The sequence below is a fragment of the Geodermatophilus sp. URMC 64 genome, from assembly GCF_053502555.1.
Genome location: NZ_CP199955.1, coordinates 3,059,650 through 3,077,981, shown reverse-complemented (window position 1 = coordinate 3,077,981; position 18,332 = coordinate 3,059,650). Strand labels below are relative to the sequence as shown.

The 18,332-nt window shown below is 74.5% G+C and carries 16 protein-coding genes; 8 read left to right on the top strand and 8 right to left on the bottom strand.

What is annotated here, in order from left to right; genetic code table 11:
- Positions 1-76 precede the first annotated feature (76 nt).
- A complete protein-coding gene (locus ACWIYF_RS14975) occupies positions 77-466 on the top strand; it encodes an ArsR/SmtB family transcription factor (RefSeq protein ID WP_448623620.1) in 390 nt (129 codons plus the stop codon).
- Positions 459-1,451 carry a cation diffusion facilitator family transporter gene (locus tag ACWIYF_RS14970; RefSeq protein ID WP_448623619.1) on the top strand — a complete coding sequence of 331 codons (993 nt, stop codon included), beginning with the start codon at positions 459-461 and terminating at the stop codon, positions 1,449-1,451. The genes ACWIYF_RS14975 and ACWIYF_RS14970 overlap by 8 nt, the downstream gene beginning before the upstream one ends.
- A 64-nt stretch (positions 1,452-1,515) precedes the next feature.
- On the opposite strand, the gene ACWIYF_RS14965 is transcribed toward ACWIYF_RS14970, so the two are convergent.
- Entirely contained in the window at positions 1,516-4,074 is a 2,559-nt protein-coding gene (locus ACWIYF_RS14965) for a DEAD/DEAH box helicase (RefSeq protein WP_448623618.1), read from the bottom strand.
- Positions 4,075-4,572: 498 nt separating this feature from the next.
- On the opposite strand from ACWIYF_RS14965, the gene ACWIYF_RS14960 reads away from it, so the two are divergent.
- Positions 4,573-5,364, top strand: coding sequence for an SDR family oxidoreductase (locus ACWIYF_RS14960; protein WP_448623617.1), 792 nt, complete (start codon positions 4,573-4,575; stop codon positions 5,362-5,364).
- 29 nt (positions 5,365-5,393) lie between these two features.
- Here the strand turns inward: ACWIYF_RS14960 and mmuM are convergent, their stop codons facing one another.
- A complete protein-coding gene (gene mmuM, locus ACWIYF_RS14955; RefSeq protein WP_448623616.1) occupies positions 5,394-6,326 on the bottom strand; it encodes a homocysteine S-methyltransferase in 933 nt (310 codons plus the stop codon).
- Positions 6,327-6,378: 52 nt separating this feature from the next.
- On the opposite strand from mmuM, the gene yidD reads away from it, so the two are divergent.
- Genes yidD through ACWIYF_RS14940 form a run of 3 tightly spaced genes read left to right on the top strand, consistent with a single transcriptional unit; the run spans position 6,379 to position 7,799 of the window.
- Entirely contained in the window at positions 6,379-6,885 is a 507-nt protein-coding gene (yidD, locus tag ACWIYF_RS14950) for a membrane protein insertion efficiency factor YidD (RefSeq protein ID WP_448623615.1), read from the top strand.
- A 37-nt stretch (positions 6,886-6,922) separates the two neighbouring features.
- Positions 6,923-7,363 carry an alternative ribosome rescue aminoacyl-tRNA hydrolase ArfB gene (gene arfB, locus ACWIYF_RS14945; protein WP_448623614.1) on the top strand — a complete coding sequence of 147 codons (441 nt, stop codon included), beginning with the start codon at positions 6,923-6,925 and terminating at the stop codon, positions 7,361-7,363.
- A 58-nt stretch (positions 7,364-7,421) separates the two neighbouring features.
- The gene (locus ACWIYF_RS14940; protein WP_448623613.1) at positions 7,422-7,799 is read left to right on the top strand and encodes a ClpX C4-type zinc finger protein; all 378 of its coding nucleotides are present in this window, start codon (positions 7,422-7,424) and stop codon (positions 7,797-7,799) included.
- Here ACWIYF_RS14940 and ACWIYF_RS14935 read toward each other — a convergent pair.
- The 4 genes from ACWIYF_RS14935 to ACWIYF_RS14920 form a co-directional block, all read right to left on the bottom strand.
- A complete protein-coding gene (locus tag ACWIYF_RS14935; RefSeq protein ID WP_448623612.1) occupies positions 7,767-8,453 on the bottom strand; it encodes an N-acetyltransferase family protein in 687 nt (228 codons plus the stop codon). The two genes, ACWIYF_RS14940 and ACWIYF_RS14935, sit on opposite strands and share 33 nt — an antisense overlap.
- 163 nt (positions 8,454-8,616) lie before the next feature.
- A complete protein-coding gene (locus tag ACWIYF_RS14930; protein ID WP_448623611.1) occupies positions 8,617-9,069 on the bottom strand; it encodes a hypothetical protein in 453 nt (150 codons plus the stop codon).
- Entirely contained in the window at positions 9,069-9,659 is a 591-nt protein-coding gene (locus ACWIYF_RS14925) for an RNA polymerase sigma factor (protein ID WP_448623610.1), read from the bottom strand. Before ACWIYF_RS14925 ends, ACWIYF_RS14930 begins: the two co-directional genes overlap by 1 nt.
- 53 nt (positions 9,660-9,712) lie before the next feature.
- Complete coding sequence (locus ACWIYF_RS14920; RefSeq protein ID WP_448623609.1) at positions 9,713-10,972, bottom strand: S8 family peptidase; 1,260 nt, start codon at positions 10,970-10,972, stop codon at positions 9,713-9,715.
- Positions 10,973-11,090: 118 nt separating this feature from the next.
- On the opposite strand from ACWIYF_RS14920, the gene ACWIYF_RS14915 reads away from it, so the two are divergent.
- Complete coding sequence (locus ACWIYF_RS14915; RefSeq protein ID WP_448623608.1) at positions 11,091-13,736, top strand: CHAT domain-containing protein; 2,646 nt, start codon at positions 11,091-11,093, stop codon at positions 13,734-13,736.
- Between the two features lie 4 nt (positions 13,737-13,740).
- Here ACWIYF_RS14915 and ACWIYF_RS14910 read toward each other — a convergent pair whose 3' ends face one another.
- On the bottom strand, positions 13,741-14,529 hold the full coding sequence (locus ACWIYF_RS14910) for an SDR family NAD(P)-dependent oxidoreductase (RefSeq protein ID WP_448623607.1): 789 nt from the start codon (positions 14,527-14,529) through the stop codon (positions 13,741-13,743).
- Between the two features lie 642 nt (positions 14,530-15,171).
- On the opposite strand from ACWIYF_RS14910, the gene ACWIYF_RS14905 reads away from it, so the two are divergent.
- Positions 15,172-17,568 (top strand): glycoside hydrolase family 3 C-terminal domain-containing protein, encoded by a 2,397-nt coding sequence (locus ACWIYF_RS14905; RefSeq protein ID WP_448623606.1) that lies wholly within the window; start codon positions 15,172-15,174, stop codon positions 17,566-17,568.
- Positions 17,569-17,809: 241 nt separating this feature from the next.
- Here the strand turns inward: ACWIYF_RS14905 and ACWIYF_RS14900 are convergent, their stop codons facing one another.
- A complete protein-coding gene (locus ACWIYF_RS14900) occupies positions 17,810-18,265 on the bottom strand; it encodes an ATP-binding protein (RefSeq protein ID WP_448623605.1) in 456 nt (151 codons plus the stop codon).
- Positions 18,266-18,332 lie beyond the last annotated feature (67 nt).

The following is an 18,332-nucleotide window of genomic DNA, read 5'->3' as shown; positions in this document are numbered from 1 at the left end:
AGACGGACGTACAGGTTTCGCAACCTGTGAATCAGCTGAGCATCGCCGGGTGCTCGGGTCGTCCTAGCATCTGCGCATGCGTGCAGATGCGCAGTCGCGCCGTCCCGCGCCGTCCGACGATCAGGTCGCCCTGGCCGTCGAGGCCTTCCGGATGCTGGCCGACGGCACGCGCGTGCGGATCCTGTGGGCACTCGTCGGGCGGCAGCTGTCGGTCAACGAGCTGGCCGCCGAGGTCGGCAAGACCCCGGCGTCGGTGTCCCAGCACCTGGCCAAGCTGCGGATGACCCGCATGGTCGCGACCCGCCGCGAGGGCAGCCAGATCTTCTACCGGCTCGAGAACGAGCACATCGGGCAGCTGGTGACCGACGCCATCCACAACGCCGAGCACGCCGGCCCGGGGGTGCCCGGTCACCACCTGCGCGACGCCGGCCTGGTTCCGCTGCACCGGGAGGCCGACGGTGCCTGACGCGAGCCCCCACGAGCACGAGCACCGCGGCCATCGGCACGGCCTGCGCGGGCGGCTGGCCCATCCACACAGCCACGACGCCGCGGACGCGGTGGACGCCGCCCTGGAGTCCTCCGCTCGCGGCATCCGGGCGGTGAAGACCAGCCTGGTCGCGCTGGCCGTCACGGCCGCGCTGCAGCTGCTGGTCGTGGCGCTGAGCGGCTCCGTGGCCCTGCTGGCCGACAGCGTCCACAACGTCGCCGACGCGCTGACCGCCGTCCCGCTGTGGATCGCCTTCGTCGTCGGCCGCCGGGCCGCCAACCGCCGCTACACCTACGGCTACGGCCGGGCCGAGGACCTCGCCGGGTTGTTCATCCTGGCGGTGATAGCGGCCTCCGCGGTGGTCGCCGCGGTGGAGAGCGTCCGCCGCCTGCTCGACCCGGCTCCCGTGGCACACGTCGGCTGGGTCGCCCTGGCCGGGCTGATCGGCTTCGCGGGCAACGAGCTGGTCGCCGTCCACCGGATCCGCGTCGGGCGGGCGATCGGGTCGGCGGCGCTGGTCGCCGACGGGCTGCACGCCCGTACCGACGGGCTGACCTCGCTGGCGGTCCTCGCCGGCGCCGCGGGTGTCGCCGCCGGGTTCCCGCTCGCCGACCCGATCGTCGGCCTGGTGATCACCGTGGCGATCCTCGCGGTGCTGCGGACGGCGGCCCGCGACGTCTACCGGCGGCTGATGGACGCCGTCGACCCGGCGCTGGTGGACCGCGCGGAGGCGACCCTGCGGTCCACGCCGGGGGTGACCGGCGTGCGCCGGGTGCGGATGCGCTGGATCGGCCACGCCCTGCACGCGGAGGCGGACCTCGAGATCGACGGCGGCGTGAGCGTCACGGACGCGCACGCCCTCGCGCACGAGGCCGAGCACCGGCTGGTCCACGACGTGCCCCGGCTGCGCAGCGCGGTGATCCACGCCTACCCCGCCGCCCGGCACGAGGCCGCCGCGCACTGATCCCCCGGCCCCCCTTCAGGGGCCCGCGCCGAGCTTGCGAGGCGTGGGGGGAAGGGGGGTCCTTCTACCTGCGGCCGGCGTCGACCAGCCGGAGCACCGCGTGCCCCTCCTCGTCGGAGGCGTCGAGGTCGACCTCGACGTCCAGGCCCCAGTCGTGGTCGCCGGCCGGGTCGTCGAGGATCTGCCGCACCCGCCAGACACCGGGCTGCTTGTCCCAGATCAGCAGCCCCGGACCGCGGGCGTCGGCGCCGGTGCCCACCTCGTCGTGCTCGGCGAAGTAGGCCCGCACGACCTCGCCCCAGCGCTCGGCGTCCCACCCGGCGTCCTTGTCCAGCTCGCCGAGGTCGTACCAGCGGCGGCGGGCCCACAGCTGCACCCGGTGGAACAGCGCGTTGCGCACCATCGCGGTGAAGGCGCGCTCGTTGCCCGTGAGCGGCCGCGGCCGGGCCGGGACGGCGACCTCGGCCACGGCCCCGTCGTCCGGGTTGGTCAGGGACTCCCACTCGTCGAGCAGGCTCGAGTCCACCTGCCGCACCAGCTCGCCGAGCCACTCGACGAGGTCGGTCACCTCGTCGGTGCGTGCGGCGGCGGGGACGCCGGAGCGCAGCGCCTTGAACGCGTCGGAGAGGTAGCGCAGGACGGCGCCCTCGGAGCGGGTCAGCCCGTAGGTGGAGACGTACTCGCGGAAGGTCATCGCCCGCTCCCACATCTCGCGGACGATCGACTTGGGGGAGAGGTGCGCGTCGCGGGCCCACGGGTTGGACCGCGTGTAGACGTCGAAGGCGTGCTCGAGCAGCTCGGCCAGCGGCTGCGGGTAGCTGACCTCCTCGAGCAGCTCCATGCGCTCCTCGTACTCGATCCCCTCGGCCTTCATCTGCGCGACCGCCTCGGCCTTGGCCTTGGACAGCTGCGCGGCGAGGACCTGCCGCGGGTCGTCCAGGGTGGCCTCGACGACGCTCACCACGTCGAGCGCGTAGGTGTCCGACGCCGGGTCGAGCAGCTCGATCGCAGCGAGGGCGAAGGTGGACAGCTCCTGGTTGAGCGCGAAGTCCGGCGGCAGGTCGACGGTGAGCCGGTAGCGCCGTCCGTCGGGCTCCGGCTCGTCGAGCCGGACGAGGACGCCGGCCTGCAGCAGCGAGCGGGCGATGCCGATCGCCTCGCGGACCAGCCGCAGCTGCCGCTTGCGCGGCTCGTGGTTGTCGGTCAGCAGGTGCCGCATCGCCGCGACCGGGTCGCCGGGGCGGGCGACGACGTTGAGGATCATCCCGGTCGTGACGTGGAAGTGGCTGGTCAGCGGCTCGGGGTCGGCGTCCACGAGCCGCTTCATGGTCGCCTCGGACCACGGCACCATGCCTTCGGGCGCCTTCTTGCGGACCAGCTTGCGTCGCTTCTTCGGGTCGTCGGCGACCTTGGCGAACTGCTTGAGGTTCTCCACCTCGTGCTCGGGCGCCTGGACGACGACCGTGCCGGCGGTGTCGTAGCCCGCGCGGCCGGCGCGGCCGGCGATCTGGTGGAACTCGCGGGCGGTGAGCAGCCGCATGCGGGTGCCGTCGTACTTGGACAGCGCGGAGAACACGACGGTCCGGATGGGCACGTTGATGCCGACGCCGAGGGTGTCGGTGCCGCAGATGACCTTGAGCAACCCCGCCTGGGCCAGCTGCTCGACCAGCCGCCGGTACTTGGGCAGCATCCCGGCGTGGTGGACGCCGATGCCGTGGCGGACCAGCCGGGAGAGCGTCGCGCCGAACGCCGAGGAGAACCGGAACCCGCCGATCATCTCGGCGATCGCGGCCTTCTCCTCCTTGGTGCACACGTTGACGCTCATCAGCGCCTGCGCCCGTTCCAGCGCGGAGGCCTGGGTGAAGTGGACGACGTAGATCGGCGCCTGGCGGGTGTCGAGCAGCTCGCCGATCGTCTCGTGCATCGGCGTCGTCGCGTAGTAGTGGTGCAGCGGCACCGGGCGCTCGGCGTGCGCGACCAGCGCGGTGGGCCGGCCTGTGCGGCGGGTGAGGTCCTCGCGCAGTTTCTCCGTGTCGCCGAGCGTCGCCGACATCAGCAGGAACTGCGCCGTCGGCAGCTCGAGCAGCGGCACCTGCCAGGCCCACCCGCGGTCGGGGTCGCCGTAGAAGTGGAACTCGTCCATGACAACGAGACCTATGCCGGCTGAGCTGGATCCAGAGGGGCCCCCCTCGCGCAGCGCGATGTTCGCGAGCACCTCGGCGGTGCAGGCGATGATCGGCGCGTCGTGGTTGACCGCGGCGTCCCCGGTGAGCATGCCGACGTTCTCCGCGCCGAAGACCCCGCAGAGGGCGAAGAACTTCTCACTGACCAGCGCCTTGATCGGCGCGGTGTAGAAGCTGCGCCGTCCGGCCGCCAGCGCCGCGTACTGGGCACCGGTGGCGACCAGGGACTTGCCCGACCCGGTGGGCGTCGCGAGGACGACGTTGGCGCCGCTGACCAGTTCGATCAGCGCCTCCTCCTGCGCCGGGTAGAGCGTCGTGCCCCCGGCGTCGGCCCAGGCGGCGAAGCGGGCGAACAGCTCGTCGGGGTCGTCGCCGAGGGCGCGCAGCCCGGACAGGTCGGCGGCGTCGTCGAGCAGGGGAGGGGTGACTGTGTCGGTCATCGTGGGCACCAGCGTGCCTGACGCCGCACAGCTTCCCGCGCCGACGCCCGGCCGAGCCGGACGATCACGATCCGGTAACGAGACCTCCGCCGGCGGCACACATGGACCGATGGTGGACAGAAGGTGAACAGCAGGTGAACGAGAGGGGCCGCGACGGTGCGCAGCAGGGAATGCCCGGAGTGCCGCTGGGTCTCCGTCGTCGACGCGGCCGGCCGGCGCCGGCTGGAGATGCGCTGGGACCTCCCCATCGCCGCGCCCGCTGAATCATCCGTCTCGCGCGCGGCCTGAAGCGGCGCTCGACCCTCTTCCGGGGTCGAACTCGTGCTCCACGGGTCCTGCCGGACTCCACGGGGGCGAGTTCGACCCCAAAAGCATGTTCGGGGCCGATGGGGGAGCGGGTTCCGGACGGCGAGGCGCGGGTAGTCGCCGCGCATGTCGTCACCGCGTCCTGAGTCCCAGCCCGCACAGCAGCAGACCCCGCCCGGCACGTTGGGGGAGATGACCCCGAAGCCCGATCACGGGGAGGAGAGCTACCGCGGCTCCGGAAAGCTGACCGGCAAGGCCGCCGTCATCACCGGCGGCGACAGCGGCATCGGCCGGGCGGTCGCGATCGCCTTCGCCCGCGAGGGTGCCGACGTCCTCATCTCCTACCTCGACGAGCACGAGGACGCGCAGGACACCGCCCGCTACGTGGAAGAGGCCGGCCGCAAGTGCGTGCTGGTGCCCGGTGACATCTCCGACCGGGCGCACGCGAAGACGATCATCCCGAAGGCGGTCGAGGCGTTCGGCAAGGTCGACGTCCTGGTCAACAACGCCGCCTTCCAGATGACCCACGAGACCCTCGACGAGATCCCGGACGAGGAGTGGGACCACACCCTGGCCACCAACCTCACGGCGATGTTCATCCTCTGCAAGGACGCCGTCCCGCACATGCCGCCGGGCGGCTCGATCATCAACTCCTCGTCGGTGAACTCCGACATGCCCAGCCCGCAGCTGGCGCCGTACGCGATGACCAAGGCCGGCATCGCCAACTTCACCGCCAGCCTCGCCCAGATGCTGGCCGAGAAGGGCATCCGGGCCAACAGTGTCGCGCCGGGCCCGATCTGGACGCCGCTGATCCCGTCGACGATGCCGGAGGAGAAGGTGGAGAGCTTCGGCGAGCAGGTGCCGCTGGGCCGCGCCGGGCAGCCGGCCGAGCTGGCGCCGGTCTACGTGCTCCTGGCCAGCGACGAGGCCAGCTACATCTCCGGCGCACGGATCGCTGTCACCGGCGGCAAGCCGATCCTCTAGGCGCTTTATCGGGATAAAGCACGCGTGGTTTATCCCGATAAACCACGGTCTGGGCCGCCGGTGAGGGCGGCGGCGATGTCGCGGATCCGGTCGGGGCCGGTGCGGCAGCAGCCGCCGACCAGCCGCGCGCCGGCGGCCACCCAGGCCGGGACGTCGTCCTCAGCCGCCGCCGGTGCGCCGGTCCACCGCCGGCCGGCCGCATCCCACCCCTCGCCGCTGTTCGGGTAGACGACGACCGGCTTACGGGAGGGCGCCGCCGCCTCGACCGCCGCCAGGACGCCGGCCGGATCGGTGCAGTTGACGCCGACCGCCACCGCCTCGCCGACCCCGGCGGCCATCGCGAGGACGTCGGCGGCCGGCTCCCCGCGGCGGGTGCGGACGACGCCGTCGCCGTCCACCACCGTGGTCAGCGACAGCCAGACCGGTACGCCGAGCGACACCGCCTCGGCCAGCAGTGCCTCGGCCTCGGCGGCCGCGGGCACGGTCTCGCAGGCGAGCACGTCCGCGCCGGCCTCGGCGAGGACCTGCATCCGCGGGCGGTGGAAGCGGCGCAGCGCCGCGACGCCCAGCTCGTCGGCGTACGCGCCGGTGTACTCCGACCCGTCGGCCAGCATCGCGCCGAACGGCCCGACCGAGCCGGCCACCCAGGCCTCCGGCGCCCCCTCCCGGGCCAGGACGACGGAGCGCTCCAGCAGCCGCCGCGTCGTCCCGGTGTCCAGGCCGGCGCGGGCGAACCCCTCGAAGGTCGCCTGGTAGCTGGCCGTCGTCACCACCTGCGCGCCGGCCTCGGCGTAGGCGGCGTGCACGGCCGCGATCGCGGCGGGGTCGTCGTGCAGCAGCCGCGCCGACCACAGCGCCGAGCCCAGGTCGTGCCCGCGCCGCTCCAGCTCGGTCGCCAGACCGCCGTCGAGGACGAGCGGCCCGGCCGCGAGGGCCTCGGCCAGGGTCGGACGCACCGTCACGGCTCGCATCCTCCGCTCTGCGGATGGCGTCGCGCTCCCGCAGGATCGGGGCATGGTCTTCGTCTGGGGCACCGGTCCGCGCCGTCGGAGGCCGCGCTACGGCCGCCGGTACCCGCCGGCCTACGGGCGGGGCTTCGGCGGCCCAGTCTTCGGACGGGGGTACGGCCCGCCGCCCGGCTACTACCGCCGCGGCGGTGGCGGGGGCTCGTGCCTGCGCGACCTGCTGTTCCTCGAGACCGGCTGCTGCCTGGCCCAGGCCCTCGGCTGCGGCAGCGAGCTGCTGCTCGTCGCCCCCCGGGCCGTCCGGCAGCTCGGCCGGGAGAGGACGGCGGGCGGCGGCCTGGCCGAGCGGATGGTGGCCGCGATCGGCCTCTACCAGCGGGAGATCAGCCCGCACCGGCCGCCGTGCTGCCGCTTCACGCCGACCTGTTCGGCCTACGGCATCGAGGCGATCCGGACCCACGGCGCCCGCCGTGGCGGGTGGCTGACGCTGCGCCGGCTGCTGCGCTGCCGCCCCGGCGCCACCGGCGGCGCGGACCCGGTCCCGGCGGCGGCCTGAGCAGGGCGGCGTCCCGGCGTCGGCCAGACTGGACGGCGTGCCCGGATCCGACGACGCCACCGGCGACCTCGCCGTCACCGACCGGGTCGTCGTCCCGGCGTCGGCGCTGACCTGGCGCTTCTCCCGGTCCTCCGGGCCCGGCGGGCAGGGCGTGAACACCGCCGACTCGCGGGTGGAGCTGTCGGTGCACGTCCCCGACCTGCCCGGGCTCACCGACGCGCAGCGGCAGCGGCTGACCGACCGGCTCGGCGCCCGGCTGGCGGACGGCGTCCTGACCATCGCCGCGAGCGAGCACCGCCAGCAGCTGCGCAACCGGCAGGCCGCGCGCGACCGGCTGGCCGCGGTGCTGCGCGCCGCGCTCGCCCCACCGCCGCCGGCCCGGCGGCGCACCAAGCCGACGAAGGGCAGCCAGGAACGGCGGATCCAGGCGAAGAAGCAGCGGGGCGAGCTCAAGCGGTCACGTTCGCGCTGGGACTGACCCGCCGTCAGGTATAGCCTGACAGCCGTGTCAGGACGAGCCTGACAGGGGAGGTCCGATGGCGACAACGATCATCGCCAGCTGCTCGTTCTGCGGGAAGAACAACACCGAGGTCGAGAGGCTGGTGGCCGGCCCCGGCGTCTTCATCTGCGACGAGTGCGTGGCGCTCTGCAGCCAGGTCATCGCGGACACCGAGCGAATCGTCGCGGAGGGCGGGCCCCGGCCCGCGCCGGTTGCGCCGTGGGAGCAGGCGGCGTCGCTGGAGGACGTGCTCGGCGGGCTGCCGAAGGTCGCCGACGCCGGGGCGCAGGCCGAGCAGAACCTGCACGCCTGGGTGCAGAGGGCACGCTCCCTCGGCGGCACCTGGGCGCAGATCGGCGAGGCGCTCGGCATGAGCCGCCAGTCAGCCTGGGAGCGGTTCGCCCCCGGGGACTGACGCGGGCTCGCGCACCAGCACCCACAGCGGCAGCTCGTCGTCCGCGGTGCGCAGCGTCGCCGCCACGGTGAAGCCGAACCGGCGCAGGAACGCCGCCTGCGCCCACGCGAACACCGCGGTCGCCGCCGGGAGGCCGCCCTCGTCCACCCGGGCCAGCCCGGCCTCGAGCAGTGCCGTCGCGGCGCCCTGCCGGCGGGCGGTGGGCCGGGTGCCCAGGTGCGCCAGCCACCAGTGCGGGCCGGCCGGGCGTTCGCCCGCGACCCGTTCGTCGGTGGCGCGCACCGCCGGCCACCGGTCGGCGGACAGGTGCGGCAGCTCGCGCTCGAGCGCGGCGCGGACGTCGTCCGGCAGCGGGCGGGTACCCGGCGCCCCGGCGGGCGGCACCCACGCCGCGACCGCGCCGACGTCCTCGGTGACCCAGGCGGTGCCGGTGGAGACCGCGCGGTGCCCGGCGGACAGCTCGTGCAGCCGGGTCAGCCGCTGCATCCGCCCGTCGGCCGGCAGCCTCCACCGGATCTCCCGCGCGTCGCCGAGGGCCAGGGTCAGCGTCGCGGCGATCCGCGGGATGTCGCGCTGCTCCGCAGTCCGGACGGCGGGCCGCGGAGGCGGCGGCGGGTCCTCGATCCGGCGGACGGTCGGGCGCCGGTCGGTCACCGGTGCATTCGACCACGGGCGCCCGTGCGCCGATCGGGCCGGCATGTATCACGGCCGCCCCCTCCGCACTCCTGGAGCGTGACGGGGCGAGCGGTCCGCTCCGGCCCTGACGCGCTCCCGTCCCGACGGCCGTGACCCTGCCGTCGGGACGGGACTCCAGCGCTCAGACCTCGATCCAGTCGGTGACCGCGCGGTCGCCGGAGGCGCCGAGGAACATCAGCCGGAACTGCGCCCGCGGCGCCGGGGTGATGGTGAACCAGCCCAGCTCGTCGACCTCCGCCCGCTGCGGCCGGCCGCCCACCGTGTGCAGGTCGATCTCGCCCGCCTGGGGCGGCGTGACCTGCCCGGACACCTGGCGACCGGTCACCTGCACGTGGATCGTCACGGCGCCGGTCGCGAACGTGAGCTCCCGCTCCTGGGCGCCGCGCAGCCCGGCCAGCGCGCCCGCCGGCTCCGCGGCGAGCGCGGCGAGGTCGGACTCGAGCGAGTACAGGGCGAAGATCGCCTTGCCGGTCTCGATCACCCGGGGCGGGACGTCGGCCTCCTCGCGCAGCGCCTCCCCGAGGACGGCGAGCAGGTCGTCGTCGTCGGTCCACCAGTCCTCCGGCACCGCCATCACAGCCTTCCCCCGTCGAACTGCGGGGAGAGGAACGCGGTCACGTGCACGCTCCGCCGCAGCTTCTCCAGACACCGCGCCCGCGTCGGCCCGAGCCCGCCGACCGGCGTGCCGAGGCGCCGCCCGATCTCGACGTAGGGCAGCGGCGGATCGTGCAGCAGCAGCCGGAGCAGCTCCTGGCAGCGGCGTGACAGCTCGGCGAACCCGGCCCGGACGGCGGCGTTGCGCTCCGCCGTCTCGAGCAGGTCCTCGGCCGACGGCGGGCCGGGACCTCCCGCGACGTCGTCGTCGATGGCCGTCTCCCGGTTCTTGCGGCGCTTGGCGACGTCGAGGACCCGCAGGCACTCCCGCTCCGTCGTCCGGGCCAGCCACCCGGGCAGCGCCGCCGGCTCGTTGATCTGGCCCAGCCGCTCGAGCAGCCGCAGCCAGACGCTCTGCGCGACGTCGGAGGCGTCGGCCTCGGAGAGCCGGTAGCGCCGGCACACCGACCACAGCAGCGGCGCGAGCCGCTCCACCAGCTCCTCCCAGGCGGGCTGGTCGCCGAAGCGGGCGCGCAGGAACAGCTCGCCGATCGGCGCCTCGTCCGGCATGGGGGCTCCTCCTGGGTCGTCGCTGTCGGCGGGCGGGCCGGCGCAGACGGCCGTCACGGGCGGCCCAGCCTATTGCGAACCACCTCGAGCGCCTGCTGGGGAGTTTTGCCCCGCGCGACCTCAGCCGCCACCAGGCCGGTCACGTGCGCGGCGGCGAACGACGTCCCCGACCAGTTGGCGAACCCGCCGAAGGACACCGTGTCGAACTCCTCGCCGTCGGTGTCGCGGGGTACCTGGACCTTCTGGTCACCGTTCTCGTCGAGGTAGGTGCTGACGACCTCCACGCCCGGCGCGAGGACGTCGATCCAGGGCGCGGGCCGGGACGGATCCTTCATGTCGACCGGGTTGAACGAAGCACCGCGGCCGGCCGAGTCTTCCGCACCCACCGCGAGGACGCCGTCCAGCGCGGCGGGGAACAGCGGCGCGCCCCGCGCGGGCAGCCCCTGCTTCGCGCGCTCGTGGCCGTCCGGCTTCTCGCTGCCGTGGTTGCCGGCGGCGCAGATCACGGCCATGTTCGGGGTGAGCTGGGCGATCACCCGTTCCAGCACCATCGGGGCCTTGCCGTCCACGGTCGAGCACCCCAGGGAGAGGTTGAGCACCTCCACGCCGGAGTCGCGGTAGTCGGCGAGCCGCTCGGCCAGCGTCCACAGCGGCATGGTCCAGCCGTCGGTAGGTCGACGTCCGGGCGTCAGCGCCGTCCGGACGTCGAGATCCGCCGTGGGTGCCAGGCGCAGCACGATCCCGGCGATGAAGGTCGCATGGCCCTCCCACCACTGCCGCTCCTGACCGGGCCTCGGCCGGGCCAGGGCGCCGGGATCGGTCAGGCAGCGGCCGGCGAGCCGGGAGTGCGGCTCCAGCCGGGTGTCCAGGATGCCCACCCGCACCCGGCGGTGGTTGCGGGACAGCGAACGGAACGCGGCCGGCGGCTTGTCCACCTTCGTCGGCTGCGTGAAGCCGCCGGCATTGCTGTACGGCTTGAACTGGACCCCCGTCATGATGCGGTTCTTGCCCATGGTGGGCGCCCATCCCGCGTAGCGGGCTTCGGTGATCTCGCGCAGGGTGGCGAGTACGCGATCGAGGGGAGTCGGATCCTCGACGAGGTACCGCGGTGCCGGAATGCCCGCACGCTCCCGCTCCTCGTCCAGGTGCTGCACCGCCGTCGCCACGTCGGCGAGCTGGATGAGCGTGAGCCCCAGTCGGGCGTCGCTCCTGCGCTGGGCGCGGTCCTCGGCTCGCTCGCCCAGCAGGCTGAGCACCATCTCGAGGTGCTCGCTCGCCACGACTATCTGCCGGTCGTCCGCCTCGCTGCCCATGATCTCTCCTGTCGCTCGGAAAGTTGCCGTTCGTCAGGAGGAGGGCGACGGCGGCCCTCAGATTCGTGGTCGGCGTAATCCGTTGACAAGAGGCCGGTGGCAGGCAGGGTGGGACGTCGTGGGGGAGGGGACGACGCTCGAGCTGGCGCACGAGGCGCTGCGGCTGGCCGAGGCCGTTCCCGCCGAGGCCGCCGCCCGGGCGCGCGATGTGGTCCGGCTCGCGGGGCGGGACGGCGACGGGGCGGCGCGCGCCGTGGCCGAGCGGGCCTGGGGCCTGGCGCTGCGTCACCGCGGCGACCTCGACCGCGCCCTGGTGCACCTGCGCCGGGCCGTGGAGCTCGCGCTGGACGCCGGCCGGCCCGACATCGCGGGCGAGGCGCGCACGACGCTGGCCTACGCGCTGGCCGAGCGGGGCCGTCCCCGGCAGGCGCTCGAGGAGATCGACCGGGCGCTGGCCGAGCTCTCCGGGGTCGCCGCCGCCCGGGCGCTGACGCAGCGCGGCACGATCCTGCTCGACATGGGCCGGCACGCCGACGCGCTGCGCGACTACGAGGCCGCCCTGCCGGTCCTGCAGGACGCCGGGGACCTGCTGTGGAGCTACCGGGTCGTGTGGAACCGCGGCCTGGCCCGCGCGTACCGCCACGAGTTCGCCGGCGCCGAGGAGGACCTGCGCACCGCGGAGGAGCTCGCCGACCGCCTCGACCTGCCGCTCTCGGTCGGGTTCGCCCGCGCGAACCTGGCCTTCGTCCTCGGGCTGCGCGGCGACGTGCCGGCCGCGCTGGACTACTCGGCCCGCGCCGAGGAGCGCATCCGGGTGCACGGCGCGCAGCTCGGCGAGCTGCTCAAGGACCGCAGCGAGCTCCTGCTCTCCGTCCGGCTGGTGTCCGAGGCCCGGGAGACCGCGGAGGCGTCGATCGCCGAGTACGAGCGGGAGCGCCGGAGCATCAAGCTGCCGCAGGTGCGGCTCGTCCTCGCCCAGAGCGCGCTGCTCGAGGGGGACGCCGCCGGGGCTCTGCCGCACGCGCGGCGGGCGGTGGGGGAGTTCACCCGGCAGCAGCGGGCGGAGTGGGCGGCGCTGGCCCGGCTCAGCGTCCTGCGGGCGCAGATGTGCGCGGGCGGGGTGCCCGCGGCCGGTGTCCGGGCGGCGGAGGAGGCCGTGCGGACGCTCTCCGCCGTCGGCTGGCCCGCCGCCGCGATGGAGGCCCGGCTGCTCGCCGCCACGCTGCTGCGCGAGCGCGGCCGCTGCCAGGAGGCCGCCGGGCACCTGCGCGCCGCCGCGGCGACCCGCCGGACGGGGCCGGCCACCCTGCGCGCCCGGGCGTGGTTCGCCGAGGCGCGGCTGCGGGCCGACGAGGGCCGCAGGCGGGCGGCGACCTCGGCCATCCGCGCCGGCCTGCGGATCCTGGACGAGCACCGCGCCGTCCTGGGGGCCACCGACGTGCGGGCGCACGCGGCCGGGCACCGCAGCGAGCTGGTGGAGCTCGGCCTGTGCCTCGCGATGGACGACGGCACGCCGCGGCAGGTGTTCGAGTGGGTGGAGCGGGGCAAGGCGACCGACCTGCTGCTGCAGCGGCCGGTCCGCCCGCCCGACGAGCCCGAGGTGGCACAGGCGCTGGCCCAGCTGCGGGCCATCGTGCTGCAGATCAACGAGCTGCACAGCGCCGGCTCCGAGGGGGCCGCCGTGGCCGAGCTCCGGCACGAGCAGACCGTCCTCGAGCGACGCGTCCGCGACGCCGTCCGCCGTCTCGACCGCCGCGGGGGAGGGCGGCTCCCGGCGCCGGTGCCGGTGCCGGATCTCGCGGAGCGGCTCGGCGGGGCGGCGCTGGTCGAGCTGTTCGCCCGCGACGGCGTGCTCTCCGCGGTGACCGTGGTCGACGGCCGCACCCGGCTGCACGTCCTCGGCCCGGCCGGGGACGTCGAGGGGCAGGTCGACCGCGTCCTGCACGCGCTGCGCCGGCTCCTGCGCCCGGACGGCGACGACGCGAGCACGGCCGCCGCCGCGGCGCTGCTGCGCGCCTCGGCCGCCCGCCTCGACGAGCACCTCCTGGGCCGGTTGCCCGAGCTGGGCGACCGGCCGCTGGTGATCGTGCCGACCGGGGCGCTGCAGTGCCTGCCGTGGGCGGTGCTGCCCTCGTGCGCGCGGCGCCCGCTCGCGGTGGCGCCGTCCGCGACGATGTGGCACGCCGCCCGCAGCCGGGCGGTGGACCCGGGCACCCCGGTCGTCGTCGCGGCCGGGCCCTCGCTGCCGGGCGCGGTCAGCGAGGTTCGCGCCGTCGCGGCCGTGCACGGGGCCGCCGCGCTGCTGCCGCCGGAGGCCACGGTGCGGCGGGTGCTCGGGGCGATGGAGGGGGCGTCGCTGGTGCACCTGGCCGCGCACGGCCGGCTGGCCGCGGACAACCCGCTGTTCTCCGACGTCCTGCTCGCCGACGGGCCGCTGCTGGCCTACGACGTGGAGCGGCTGGACCGGGCGCCGCACACCGTCGTGCTCGCCGCGTGCGACAGCGCGCGGTCGGTGGTCTGCGCCGGGGACGAGCTGCTCGGGCTGGGCGCGGTGTTCCTGGCCGGTGGCACCGCCCAGCTGGTCGCGCCCGTGCTGCCGGTGCCGGACGAGGAGACCGAGGCGATCATGGTGGCCTTCCACCGCCTGGTCGCCGACGGCGTTCCCGCCGCCGACGCGCTCGTGCGCACCCGTGAGCAGCTCGGCGGGGACGACCGCGCGGCGGCCGCGGCGGCGAGCCTGGTCTGCCTGGGTGCCGGCTTCTGAGTCCTTACTCCTCCGGCTCGGCCATCTGCCGGTGCGCCTTGGCCTTGAGGGAATCGGGCAGCACCTTGTTGGCCAGGCCCTGCGCCTTGGTCTTCAGCGAGCCGGCGACCAGCTTCTGCTCACCCTTCATCAGGGCCTCGAAGCCCTGCTTGGCCACCTGCGCCGGGTCGTCCTTCTTGCTCTGGCCGACCGGGGTGTCCAGCATGTCGGCCCGCTCGAAGAACTCGGTCTCCGTCGGGCCGGGCATCAGCGAGGTGATCGTGACCCCGGTGTCCTTCAGCTCCTCCTGCAGCGCCTCGGCGAACGACTGCAGGAACGACTTCGAGGCGTTGTACACCGCCTGGAAGGAGCCGGGCATGGTCGAGGCGATCGAGCTGGTGATCAGCACCCGGCCCTCGTCGCGGGCGGCCATGTCGCGCAGCACCAGCTTGGCCAGGTGCACCGTCGAGGTGATGTTCAGGTCGATGATCTCCTGGTCGTCGGCCAGGTCGATGTCGATGAACGCGCCGCCGCGGCCGACCCCGGCGTTGAGGGCAACGGCGGCCAGCGGGCGACCGAGCGAGGTGGCTGCGGCGTAGAGCTGCGCGACGCCGTCCGGGGTGCGCAGGTCGACCTGGACCGGCTGCACCTCCGCGCCGGTGGTGCGCAGCTCGGCGGCGGCGGAGGTCAGCTCGGCGTCCTCGGCCGCGATCACGAGGTCGAAGCCGTTCTCGCCGAACTGGCGGGCCAGTTCGAGCCCGATCCCGCTGGACGCGCCGGTCACCAGGGCCAGGGGCTTGTTCGTCGTCGTCATGCGGACGGCCTACCCCGACCCGCCCCGGGCGATTCGGCTCAGCCACCGTCCAGCTCGACGAGTCGATGGCGGACGTGCCCCTGCTGGTCGACCCACCTGACCCGGACTCCGGCGTGGCCGCCGAGGCGCGAGCCGATCGATCGGCGCCAACGGCCACTCAGGCTGGCTCGGGGACACCGCCAGGGTCTCCACCGGGGTCGTGCGGTGTGGATTCGATCGGCGGGGGTGGCAACGGCTCTGAGGCGTCGGGGAGCAGTTCTGCCGCATCGTCCGGCACTGGCTGGTCTGGATCGATAGTCGGTTCCGGCTCCGGAAGTGGCACGGTCATGTCCGGAGTCAACCAGCGTTCTGTGGGAGTGCGACGACTTCTGACTGCCCGTGCAGCGGCCCACTGTGGGACCCCTCGACAAGCTGGCCGGCGATGTCACACGACGCCCGTCCTCTCGAGCCCGCCCCTCCTCCAACGAGGACTCCAGGGACCGCTGTCCTTGCCATTGACCGGCAGATTGCAGGCGCGCGGCAGGAGTGTCTCATTACCGTCGGCCGGTCTGCTGTGCCTTTCCCGCGCCTGCTCACGCCGGTGCTGCGAGCCTGCGGCGTCCGCCGCTCCAGGTGCAGCCCCGATGACCGGAGGGGTTCGGTGTGAGCGAGCGGTACGACGACCTGATCGCGAAGTTGGACCTGCCGGCGAAGGTGCGCCTGCTGACCGGCGCGTCGTTCTTCTCCTTGACCGGGGAGGAGTCGATCGGGCTGGCGCCGCTGTCGATGTCCGATGGGCCGACCGGCGTGAAGGGCCAGTCGCAGAGCGGCGGCGCATCGACGGCCCTGCTGCCGAGCGCCACCCTGCTGGCCAGTTCGTGGAGCGAGCAGACGCTGGCCGAGGTCGGCGAGTACCTCGCGCAGGAGGCCGCTCGGCAGCGCACACACGTCGTGCTGGGGCCGACGATCAACCTGCACCGCAGTCCGCTGGGCGGGCGGGTGTTCGAGTGCTTCTCGGAGGACCCGCTGCTGACCGGCCGGCTGGCCGCGGCCTACGTGCGCGGGCTGCAGGAGCTCGGTGTGGCTGCCTGTCTGAAGCACCTCGTGGGCAACGAGGCGGAGACCGAGCGGCACACCGTCGACGTGCGCATCGACGAAGCGACGCTGCGGGAGGTGTACCTGCTGCCGTTCGAGATCGCGGTCGCCGACGCCGACGCGTGGCTGCTGATGGCCGCCTACAACCGGGTCAACGAGGTGCCGGCCACTGAACACGACGCCGTGCTGCGCGGCGTCGTGAAGGGCGACTGGGGCTACTCCGGCCTGGTCGTGTCGGACTTCTTCGCCACCCACTCCACCGCCCCCGCCATCAACGGCGGCCTCGACGTCGTGCTGCCCGGCCCGTTCGGTCCCTGGGGTGAGCAGCTGGTGGCCGCCGTCGAATGCGGCGAGGTGCCCCAGTCGTCGGTGGACGACGCGGTGCGGCGGGTACTGCGGTTGGCCGACCGGGTGGGCGCCCTCGGCACGGAGCAGGAGTGGCCTGCAGTGCCTGCCGCGACCGATCCCGCCCGGCGGGAGGCGCTGCGCCGCTGGGCGGTGGCCGGCATGACGGTGCTCGCCAACGACGGCATCCTGCCGCTGTCCGGTGCCGAGCAGGTCGCGCTCATCGGCGTACCGGCGGCCGAGACGCTGCTGCAGGGCGGCGGCTCGGCGGAGGTCACCCCGCCCCACCAGGCTTCGATCGTCGAGGGCCTGACCGCGGCCCACGGCGGCACGATCACCTGGGCCGGCGGCGTCGAGATCGGCCCGGCCCCGCTGGCACGGCCCGGGTTCGTCCTCGACCCCGTGGACGCAACGCCGGGTCTGCGGCTGCGTGTCATCACGGCCGACGGCGAGCAGCTGGCCGACGAGCACCTGGCCGACGGGCGGCGGGTGCTCGGCTGGCGCGGGGAGCTGGCCCGGCCCGGCACCCGGGCGCGGCTGACCGCCCGCGTCGACCACGCGGGACCGCTGCAGCTGGGTGTCCGGGGCATCGGCGCCTGGTCGGTCACTGCCGGCGGTCAGCATGTCGAGGTCCGCGTCGACCCGGTCACCGGCGTCCCCGGCGAGTCCCTGCTCGCCCCTCCGCAGCAACTGCTCGACCTCGACGTCGTCGGGCCGACGGTGGTCGAGGCCGAGGTCGACCTCGGCGACCTCCCACACGCCATGATCGGGCTCATCGCCCGCCCGGCGCCCAAGCGCGACGAGCAGGCCATCGCCGATGCGGTGAGCGCCGCCCGCGCCGCGGACGTCGCCGTGGTGGTCGTCGGGCTGACCACCGAGCAGGAGACCGAGTCGCAGGACAAGACCACCCTTGCCTTGCCCGGTGCGCAGGACGCCCTGGTCCAGGCAGTTGCCGCAGTCGCCCGCCGGACCGTGGTCGTCGTGAACGCCGCCACGCCGGTGCTGATGCCGTGGGCCGACCGCGTGGACGCCGTCCTGGTCGCGGGCCTGCCCGGACAGGAGGGCGGGCACGCCGTGGCCGCGGCGCTGCTCGGCGAGCTGGAGCCCACCGGCCGGCTGGTCACCACCTGGCCGGCAGCCGACGGAGCAGCCCCCGCCTGGACTGTCACTCCCGACGGCGGCGTGCTGACCTACTCCGAGGGCACGTTCATCGGCCACCGCGGGCACGCGGCCGGCCGGGCCCCCGAACCGGCGTTCTGGTTCGGCGCCGGCCTCGGCTACGGCAGCTGGGACTACACCGGTGCCCGGGTCGAGCTCGACGGCGAGACGCCCGTCGTCACGGTGTCGCTGCGCAATACCGGCGACCGGGCCTCCCGGGAGGTTGTTCAGGTCTACTTCCAGCCCGCCGATCCCGAGCTGCCCGTCCGGCTGTCCGGCTGGACGACGGCCGACGTCCCGGCCGGTACCGCCACCGATGTCCGCGTCGCCTGCGATCCCCGCATGTGGCGACGCTGGAACGCCACGGCCGGCCGCTGGGACCGAATCGACGCGGCCGGCGAGATCCTCCTCGCTCGGGGTCTGGGCGACATCCGGTTCCGTCTGTCGCTCCCGGCGTCGTAGTACGAACCGGGTGTCCGAAGCCGCCCTCCGAGCGAGCCCGGCCGAACTGCCTCCGAGCGGCCCACTGTGGGCGGCTCGGCAGCCACCGCTCCGAGATGCGCGATCTCGTGGCTATCCGGCAACGGAAGCCACGAGATCGCGCATCTCGCCGCGCGGATGGGCTGTCCCTGAGGCCGGCTCACGGTGTCCCTCAGCGGCTCCGCGCAGGGACAGTCGAATGCAGGCTCGTGAGCGCGCCGGGCTACGAGGCCCGGCCGTCCTCGGCCAGAGTTCCGTGACCAGCGTGGCGGCTGCGGATGGTCACCGTGGTTCCGCGCGAACCCGCGGTGACCGTCGTGTCGGCCAGGGCCGTCATGAGCGCCAAGCCGCGGCCCCGGGCTGAGGGGGACCTGGGCTGCCGCCATCGTCCGTGGTCCCGGATGACGATGGTCGCCGCTGCGTCGTCGACGACGGCGCAGACGTCGAAGAACGGCTCCGTCGGCCGCTGGGCATGCTCCACCGCATTGTTGGCGGCCTCGCTCGCGGCCAGCACGAGGTCCTCGATCACATCGGCGGGCAACGCCGCGTTCCCGAGGAATCCGCGCAGCCCCCGGCGCATCGCGGGGACCGCGCCGAGGACGGACGGGAACCGGCCCGCGCAGCGCCGTCCCTCGGTCGCGGACGTCTTGCCGCACCTGGCAGGAAGCTCGTCGCGCACCGGCCCACTCCCTCGACGACGACGTTGACCTGAAGAGCACGTCGCCGGACGCGGAGATACACACCGC